Here is a 9,473-nt window from a genome sequence, read left to right as displayed (position 1 = left end):
AAAGCTGGAAAGAGCATAGACCAAGTATTAGACCACCGCCACTTCCACTACGGCTCGCTCACGCTGAAACGGTATTACTCACCGACCTTGGGGCAGAAGTCGTCCTGGTGGAACGGCCCGACTCGGGCCATCCGTTGCGTCACATTGGGCCTTTTGCCGCTTCACCTGACCTCGACTCCAGCGGTATGTTCCTGTACTACGGCGCGAACAAGAGAAGCATCGTGCTAGAACTGGAGACCGAGGCCGGACGTGAAAGGGTACGCAGCTTCGCGGCCTGCGCTGACATTCTTGTTGAGAGCTTTGAACCTGGCTACATGGACTCCATTGGACTGGGGCACGAATCGCTATCCGCTGTGAACGAAGCCCTTGTGTTCACGTCAGTGACGCACTTTGGACAGACGGGCCCAAATCGCCACTGGAAGTCCGACGAAATCACGGACTTCGCCATGGGCGGGTACAGGTACTTCTGCGGCAACGCAGAACGCGAGCCGCTCATGATGAACAACAACCAGCCCATGCTTCATGCTGGCGCTCAATCGGCTATTGCCTCCATGGCGGCGCTGAGGTGGGCTCGCATGACTGGTAAGGGTCAGCATGTGGATGTGTCGTCGGTTGAGGCCATGCTGTCAGCACACGCTTGGACGTCTACTTCGTGGACTCACGAAGGGATCGTCCTTCGCCGAACAGGGCCGGACTGCATTCCGTGCAAGGACGGTTGGGTGTGGTTCTTCCCATTCAGGTGGGACCCGACATTCCTTGTCCTGATCGATCGTCCCGAACTGATAGACAGTCCCGACTTCGCTGACCGTCAGAGTTGGTCGGACAACCGCCGGAAGCTGGTCGCGCTGCTGACCGAGTGGTGCTCCGACAAGACCAAGGATGAGATCTTCAGGGCGGGTCAGGAACTGCGAGTGCCGGTTACTCCGGTGAGCGATGCCGCTGACCTGACGAATTCGTCCCAGCTCCAACACCGTGAGTGGTTACAACAGGTCGATCACCCCAAGGCAGGCAGAACGGTTATGCCGAGCTTCCCATACGTGTTTTCGAAGACGCCAGCGAGCATCAGGCGACCTGCGCCGGGACTCGACGAAGACTCCCAGTTCGAATTCGCACCTGGTGGTCGCCCGTTTCACGCAATCGACAGAGAGAAGATAGCGCCCCTCGGTCAGGACACCAGGCGCATGCCTCTCGCCGGAGTGCGAGTACTGGAACTGACGGCCAACTGGGCGGGGCCGCTTGCCGCGAGGCACTTGGCTGACCTTGGAGCAGAAGTCATTAAGATCGAGGCGCCAGACCGCCCAGCAACGCGGGGAGGAAGGTATCCTGGTGGCGACCCGTTCAGGCACCACTACAATCGCGCAGCCTACTTCAACAAAATGAACCGAAACAAGCTGGCAATAACACTCAACCTGGACGACGAAACGGGCAGGGAGATTTTCCTGAAGCTTGTCGCTGAGTCGGACGTGGTCCTGGAGAACAACAGCCCGCGGGTGATGCGCAACTTCAACCTTCAGTACCCTGTGCTTAAGGTTTTGAACCCCGAGATCATCATGGTGTCGATCTCGGGATTCGGTCAGACGGGCCCTGACCGAGACTACGTCGCTTACGGGGCGAATGTCGAGGCAAGCTGCGGTCTTGCAGCGGCTACCGGGTATGCGGACGACGATCGTCCGTACCGAAGTACGCTCTTCTATGCTGATCCCGTCACAGGCGCTCATGCGGCCATCGCCATCCTGGCGGCCCTTCATTATCGCGAGAGCACTGGGGAGGGCCAGTACGTCGACATGTCTCTTCATGAGAACGGCATCACGTTCTTTCCAGAGGCGATCATGGAGTACACGGTCACCGGAAACCTTGCCAAACGCCGTGGAAACCGACACCCGATACACGCTCCGCAGGGGTGCTATCCGTCGTATGGAGATGACAGTTGGCTGGCATTGTGTGTACGAACACTCGAGGAGTGGAGGGCACTGGCCGAGACCATTGGTCACACGGATATGGGAAACGACCCTGAACTGGAGACAGCAGAAGGACGCAGAGCACGCCACGACGAGATCGACCTCGCCGTTTCAGAGTGGACTCGCCAGTACGATCATAATGAGGCGACTGCGATGCTCCAGGCTGCCGGGGTGCCAGCGGCACCGGTGCTCGCAAACTGGGAAATTGTCAGCAATCGGCACTTCCATGCTCGTGGCTTCTACGAGCCAATGGAACACCCTGAAATGGGCGTCTTCCCGTATCCGGGAATGCCTTGGAAGCTGTCAGAAACGCCGGGCATCGTGAGAAAAGCCTCGCCACTGTACGGCGAGCACAACTCAGAGGTGCTCATAGGACTGCTGGGTCTTGGTGACGACGAGCTCGCGCCGCTCTACGAGCGCCGGACCATCGCTGACGAGCCGTCCCCCGATCTGCCGCCCCCAGTCAGACGGGTTATATAGTTAGCTGGACCTCGTCTCCGACCGCCACAGTACCGGGTGACTCGACGATGCCGTACACGCCGAAGTAGGCTGCGCGAACGCTTGGGCGGTAACTCAGGATCAGCCTGAGCGTATCGAAGTCACGTTCGCCTGTTGACGGGTCTAGGGTGGTGATGGCGCAACGGGGGTCGCGCGAGATGAGTCGCAATCTAAGTCGCTCCCCTATACGTAATCCCTTGCCCAGCCACGAGTCTTCCTCGTGGGGCTCACAGCCGTCGAGTAGGAGAGTGGGTCTAAACCTCTCAGCCTCGAACGCCTTGGACCCTCCGGTCAGGCCAGTCAGATAGTCGATTGATGCCTGAGAAATGATCGACACCGGGTACTCGTCAAAACATACTCCGGGGCTGTTCGACTCGAACAGGCTCAGCTCAGTGCCGCAGAATTCGGATAGTGCCGCTGACCATGGCCCCTTGACCAGCTTGCCCTCTACTACGCGTCCCCAGAGCACCGTGGCAGTTGCCTCACCCGGTTCGGGACTCCCGTCAATCACGCTGCCATCGGGAAACGTGACCTTTAGCCGGTTGTCGGCAGTGCAGCAATCAGCGGTCACAAGCGTAAGCTGCCCGATCTGGCGCTGTGTCACCACTTTGCCCGAATCGTCGAGAATTATGAAACGCCTGTCGCCCTCGATGCCTCGTGAGTATATGTCAGCCCGATCAAGGCTGATCAGACCGAGAGACTTCACTGGTGCGAGATTGATTGCACTGACGGTCGGCATGTTCGAGAATTTCTCCTGACGATCACATTCGGCTGTACTGGTTGCTCATGGTAGCAGTACGTCGAAGACTCTGCCGCCATGCGTCCACTAACGAACTTCCCGTCTCTCGTGATACATTACGGCCTACAGGATTACCAAAGAACTTGCCACGGAGGCGACTCATGGCGACTCAGACTTATGAACCGAACCTCGTGCTGTCTAACGAGGAATTCGACACCGTTGGATCAAGGCCCGTCCGGCCTGACGGTCTGGACAAAGTGACAGGGAGGGCACGGTACAGCGCGGATATACACCTCCCCGGAATGCTTCACGGGAAGCTGTTGAGAAGCCCACATGCTCACGCCCGAATCCGCTCGATAGATGCATCCAGGGCACTCGCACACCCCGGAGTCAAAGCCGTTGTGACGGCAGCGGACATGCCCGAAGTGTCAGCGGAGTTCACCGACCAGGCGGAAGGCGCCATGGTCAACTACGGCTTCTACAGTAGGAATGTGATCGCCAGGGAGAAAGCCCTGTACAAGGGTCACGTCGTGGCGGCGGTTGCTGCGATCGATTCAGCGACTGCAGAGCAGGCGCTCGATCTGATAGATGTGGACTATGAGGTACTTCCTCACGTACTGGACGCTGATAGCGCATTGGAGACAAACGCGCCGATTCTTCATGAACGCCTGCTCACCGTGCATAGCCCGACGCTCAGGGCAGGTGGCTGGGGCGACTCCGAGGAACAGACCAACCTCGCTAACCGGTTCGAGTTCAGCCTCGGCGACATCGAAGAGGGTTTCGCGGAGGCAGACGTCATCGTGGAGGAGGAGTACAAGACCCAGGCCGTGCATCAAGGGTACATTGAGCCACACGCCGCAACCGCCCACTGGGGTAGCGACGGCTACGTCACCGTCTGGTGCAGCAGCCAGGGTCACTTCGCAGTTCGAGACCACACCTCGAGGATGCTCGACCTTCCTGTTTCCCACGTTAAGGTGGTCCCGATGGAGATCGGCGGCGGCTTCGGAGGAAAGGGACAGGGTGGTGTGTACCTTGAGCCGCTGGCTGCAAAGCTCTCACAGAAGACTGGTCAGCCGGTGAAGATCGTTATGACCCGCGAAGAGGTGTTCGTTGGCAGCGGCCCGACCTCCGGCACTCACATTACGGTCAAGATTGGCGCGAAGGTGACCGGCGAAATTACTGCCGCAGAGGCTCATCTCACGTATGAAGCCGGCGCGTTCCCGGGATCTCCCGTTGCCTCAGGATGCAGGACGATGTTCGGTCCGTACAACATGCCGAATGCCCTTGTCGAAGGCGTAGACGTGCTGGTCAATAAACAGAAGTCGTCTGCATATCGCGCACCAGGTTCTCCGGCAGCGGCCTTCGCGGCTGAGCAAGCGCTGGATGAGCTGGCCAGGAAGCTCGACATGGATCCCGTGGAGCTTCGCCTAATGAATACGTCCGAAGAGGGCACGCGGCAGGTTGCAGGTCCCAGATACCAGCGAATTGGGAACAAAGAGATACTCGAAGCCACGCGCGAACACCCTCACTTGCAGACCAGGCTCGAGGGGAAACTGCAGGGCCGCGGGGTTGCCGGCGGGGCCTGGTTCAATGGGTCGGGTCCAGCCTCGGCGGTGGCGTCAATTAATCCTGACGGCACGGTCAGCCTTATCGAGGGGTCTCCAGATATCGGTGGAAGCAGGGCCGCGATGGCCATGCACGTCGCCGAGGTGCTCCAGATTCCCGTCGACGACGTGCGCCCTGCAATCGTCGATACAGATTCGATTGGCTACAGTTCCGGCGCTGGTGGAAGCGGAGTCACGTTCAAGATGGGACATGCCTGCTACGAGGCTGCGCAGGACGCTAGGGCGCAACTAATCGAGCGTGCTGCCCGTATATGGGAGGTCGATCCCGACGACGTCGAGTACGAGGACGCTACTCTCAGACACCGGCAGGATACAGAGCTCAGCATCAGCTTCAAGGATCTTGCTGCGCAGCTCAACGGCACAGGAGGGCCTATTGTCGGTCGAGCTACAGTGAACCCAGGCGGGGTAGGCAATGCTTTCGCAGTTCACGTTGTTGACGTGGAGGTCGATCCCGAGACAGGCAAGGTTGAAATCCTGCGGTTTACGGCCCTGCAGGATGCGGGCAAGGCGATCCATCCCAGCTACGTCGAGGGGCAGATCCAGGGCGGAGCGGTGCAGGGTATCGGCTGGGCGCTCAACGAAGAGTACTACTTCGGGGACGACGGCACGATGGAGAACTCGACGTTCTTGGACTATCGAATGCCGACCAGCCTGGACCTGCCCATGATTGACACGGTGATCGTTGAAATTGCCAACCCCGGACATCCCTACGGGGTCCGGGGCGTAGGCGAGGTGTCTATAGTGCCGCCAATGGCTGCGATAGCCAATGCAATCTACGACGCAACGGGGGTAAGACTCACCGAGTTGCCGATGTCGCCAGCGGTTGTCACAAAGGCGCTGCGGGAGGCGGGAGTCAGCTAGGAGCGGGACGCCATCCTAACGCCGGAACTGGATCTTCTTGAAGGACTCGGAGTAGAGCATTCCAGTGCCTTCCGAACCGCGTCGACGCCACTCCTGCATCCGGGGGAGTAGCTCCTGGTAGGGGCGCCCACCTGTCTGTGTGTGGTGCTCGGCGAGTGCCTTGACGGCTGTCTCCATATGGTCAGTGACGTCGATGCGAACGTCGGGGTCGGGATGTCCCATGATCCAGACCTCGGCAACCTTGTGGGGTTCGAAGCCTTCTTCCAACAGCTCGGGGAAGGTCATGTGGTCTCTCGCGGTCGGAAATACGGCCGCGAGTGCCGCCTCGCCAGCTGCGAGGTGGTCTGGATGGCCAACGCCCCAGCCGCCGTCGAGCACACGCAGGGGATACTGGCAGATCAGCACGTCGGGCTTGAACCTGCGTATCTCTCGTGCAATGTCCCGACGCACCTCCAGGGTGGGCTCAAGGTATCCGTCCGGGTACCCCAGGAACGCCACGTCCTTCAGGCCGAGGACTTTTCCTGCGTTGACCTGCTCCTCGCGTCTCATGGCCGACAGTTCTTCTCCTGTAATCTCGCGGTCTGAGCTGCCCTTGCTGCCGTCGGTGCACAGGACGTAGGTCATCTCCCAGCCTTCGGCGCAGAGCTTGGCAACTGTGCCTGAACAGCCGTACTCAGCGTCGTCTGCGTGAGCAATTACGACCATTGCGCTAGAGTATCCGTTTTCGGTTTCCATCTATTCTCCCCAGTATTTAGTGCTAGTCCCTTTAGCCGATGGACGCAAATAGAGCATCGCTTGCGTGTTGAATCGCGTCCATTACAGGAGCCGGGTACACGCCCAAAAGGACCATTCCAGCCAGAAGGACGCCCAGTAGGCCAATCGTCACCTTTGGAATCCGAATCGCTCCCGAAACCCTTGGCTCCTCAATGTACATCTGTCGAATTACCTGAAGATAGTAATAAAGCGAGAGGAGGCTTGTGAAGATTGCAAGCCCGGCAAGCCACAGCAGACCCTGTGCAGCTACCGCGCTGAACAGGTAGAACTTACTCACGAACCCCGCGAAGAACGGAAGGCCCGCCAGGGAAAACAGCGACGCTGCCATGACCAGTGCCAGGAAAGGCGCGCGACGGGCTGAACCTGCGAGATCGGCGATGTCATCCCGTTTTGTCTCGTTGTAGAAGACAGCCAGGCAAAGGAAAGCCGCTGAGTTGGTTATGCCGTACGCAACGAGGTGTAGCATCAGACCGTTGGAGGCGAGATGGGAGACGTTGCGCTGAACGTCACCATCGGGCTCGACAACTGCCAACGCGGCCAGGCCCATCAGCAGGTACCCAACGTGAGCGATGCTGGAGTAGGCGAGCAGTCTCTTGAGATTGGTCTGGGCAAGTGCGACCAGGTTGCCGACCATCATCGTTAGCGCTGCCATCATCGCCAGAATGATCTGCCATTCCCCGATTATCGGTAGCAGCGATTCCGCAAAGAACCTGAGGGACAGGGCAAACGCTGCAGCCTTCGACGCGACAGCAAGGAACGCAGTTATGGGAATCGGCGCGCCCTCGTACGCGTCGGGAGCCCACATGTGGAAGGGTACTGCGGCGACCTTGAATCCGAGTCCTGCGATTATCAGCACGAGCCCGACCAGGACACCGGGGCTGATCTCGCTGGCGGCCCTGAGAGCGCTTCCGATCTCGTCGAACCTGGTAGTGCCGGTGAGTCCGAAGATCTGGCTGATGCCGAAGAGCAGCAATGCCGAAGATACAGCGCCGAGGAGTATGTACTTCGTGCCACCTTCGTTCGATCTCGGGTTATAGCGGTCGAACGACACCAACACGTAGAGGCTGAAGCTAAGCAGTTCTAGTGAGATGTATGCAGTCAGCAGTTCGCGTGACGCGGACATCAGCATCATGCCGACGACGGCAAAGACCAGGATTGCGTAGTACTCGCCCGGGTATTCGAGGTTCTTGCGGACGTACTCAACCGAGGACAGCACTATCACGATGGCCATCACCAGGAACGCGGCTCTGAAGAACAGTGAGTATCCGTCTATCGAGATCAGGCCGTCGTAGAGGTCGTCAGTGGTGTTCCATTGGTAGACCAGCATCACAATGAGCGTGATTGCCAGTCCGGCGGCAGCCAGATAACCGAGCCAGTGCTTTCTGTCTCTGCCGACAAAGAAGTCGAGAGTCAGGATGGCGAACGCCAGTCCGGTCACCATGAACTCTGGGAGGAGGAGCAGGAAGTTGTTGTTCATCCCACGTCTCCGAACCTGGCGAGCACCTCGAACACTCCGCTCTCAATGACTCGGATGAACGGGAAGGGGAACAGGCCGACAAGCAGGATGAATCCCGCAAGGACCAGGGTCGAGACTCGTTCCAGACCGCTTGCGTCGGTCTGGTCTTCCCAGCGTTCTCCCAGTGGCCCGAAGAAGACGCGCGCCAGCAGTCTCAGTATGTACACCGCGGTAATGGCCGCGCCGATGATGCCTAGTACGCCCAGCAGCGGATAGGTCTGGAAGAGTCCGAGGAAGACGAGCAACTCAGCAACGAATCCACTCAGCCCAGGTAGACCGAGCGAGGCAAGTCCTGCGATGGCAAACATCGTGGCTGTGAACCCCATCCGTTTAGCGAGGCCATCGAGAGTGTAGATGTCACGGGTGTGCGTCCTGTCGTAGACGGCGCCGACGACGGCGAAGAAGAGGGCTGTCATGACACCGTGGCTGAACATCTGGAGCACCGCTCCGCTGAGACCCAGCGGGTTGAGTGTTGCGATGCCCATCAGCACGTACCCCATGTGGCTCACGCTGGAGTAGCCTATGACGTACTTGAGGTCATTCTGCCCGATGGCCGACCAAGCTCCGTACAGTACGTTTACCGTGCCCAGGCCTATCAGCACGGGCATCCACGTCTGAGCGCCTTCTGGCATCAGCATCATACCGATTCGGATGATTCCGAATGCCCCCAGCTTCATCAGAACGCCGGCGTGGACCATACTGACAGCGGTCGGGGCCGCGACGTGGCCGTCGGGTGACCACGTGTGGAATGGCCAGAGACCAGCCAGCACACCAAATCCGACCATCAACAAGGGGAAGAAGATCTTCTGGAAGTTGTCTGAGAACGTCACCTGCTCGAGAGCTACGAGATCGAAGGTTCCCAGGCCCCCCTCCACGAAAATGGCGAGCATCGCCACCCAGATCAGGACGCTGCCTGCCACGAGGTAAATCATGAGCTTCATCGCACCGTATTCCTTGGTGCGGCTGAACGTAGGGAACGTGGAACTGCTTCCCCAGACGCCTATCAACAGGTACATGGGGAGCACGGCCAGCTCATAGAAGAAGAAAAAGAAGAACATGTCCAGCGTCACGAACACGCCGAACACACCCGACAGGAGCAGCAGGTAGAGTACGAAGTAGGCCTTGGGCGGTTTCGAGTCCTCTTCGCTGTCGCCAACTCTCCAGGACACCAGAACGCCCGTGAACAGCACGATGCCCGTTAACAGGACCATTGGGGCTGCAATTCCATCAATGGCGAGGTGGAGAGTTATGGCGTGGTCGCCGAGCGGCCACGGACCGGGCATCGAAAGCCACTGCCAGGTTCTCTCGAGCTGCATTCCACCGGCGGACTGATCATAGGCGAGGAACACGTAGACCGAGAGCAGCATGGTCACGGTCGCGGCGACCGCTGCCTCCATGCGTATCGCTCTGACGTTACTCCCGGGTGTGACCAGGATGGCCCCGGCCCCGACAAGGGGCAGGACAATCAACAGCAACAGGACGTATGGATCGAATCCGAACAT

General features: G+C 59.1%; 6 protein-coding genes. 2 read left to right on the top strand and 4 right to left on the bottom strand.

The annotated features are described in order from the left end of the window. Window positions 1-2,438: CoA transferase (locus J4G14_01265; protein MCE2456431.1), on the top strand; the 2,438-nt coding region annotated here is incomplete at its 5' end. Here the strand turns inward: J4G14_01265 and J4G14_01260 are convergent. Beyond that, entirely contained in the window at window positions 2,431-3,195 is a 765-nt protein-coding gene (locus J4G14_01260) for an MOSC domain-containing protein (GenBank protein ID MCE2456430.1), read from the bottom strand. The genes J4G14_01265 and J4G14_01260 overlap by 8 nt on opposite strands. Window positions 3,196-3,356: 161 nt before the next feature. On the opposite strand from J4G14_01260, the gene J4G14_01255 reads away from it, so the two are divergent. Further along, a complete protein-coding gene (locus J4G14_01255; GenBank protein ID MCE2456429.1) occupies window positions 3,357-5,681 on the top strand; it encodes a xanthine dehydrogenase family protein molybdopterin-binding subunit in 2,325 nt (774 codons plus the stop codon). 15 nt (window positions 5,682-5,696) lie between these two features. On the opposite strand, the gene J4G14_01250 is transcribed toward J4G14_01255, so the two are convergent. The 3 genes from J4G14_01250 to J4G14_01240 are packed head-to-tail and all read right to left on the bottom strand — an operon-like array spanning window position 5,697 to window position 9,473. After that, window positions 5,697-6,416, bottom strand: a complete 720-nt coding sequence (locus J4G14_01250) for a PIG-L family deacetylase (GenBank protein MCE2456428.1) — start codon at window positions 6,414-6,416, stop codon at window positions 5,697-5,699. 31 nt (window positions 6,417-6,447) lie between these two features. Continuing rightward, entirely contained in the window at window positions 6,448-7,932 is a 1,485-nt protein-coding gene (locus tag J4G14_01245) for an NADH-quinone oxidoreductase subunit N (GenBank protein ID MCE2456427.1), read from the bottom strand. Further along, window positions 7,929-9,473 carry an NADH-quinone oxidoreductase subunit M gene (locus J4G14_01240; GenBank protein MCE2456426.1) on the bottom strand — a complete coding sequence of 515 codons (1,545 nt, stop codon included), beginning with the start codon at window positions 9,471-9,473 and terminating at the stop codon, window positions 7,929-7,931. The genes J4G14_01245 and J4G14_01240 overlap by 4 nt, the downstream gene beginning before the upstream one ends.

Source organism: Dehalococcoidia bacterium (assembly GCA_021295915.1).
GTDB lineage: Bacteria > Chloroflexota > Dehalococcoidia > Lucifugimonadales > UBA1123 > VXRN01.
Note: the sequence above shows the minus strand (reverse complement) of the source record. Positions and strands in the feature narration are given on the sequence as shown.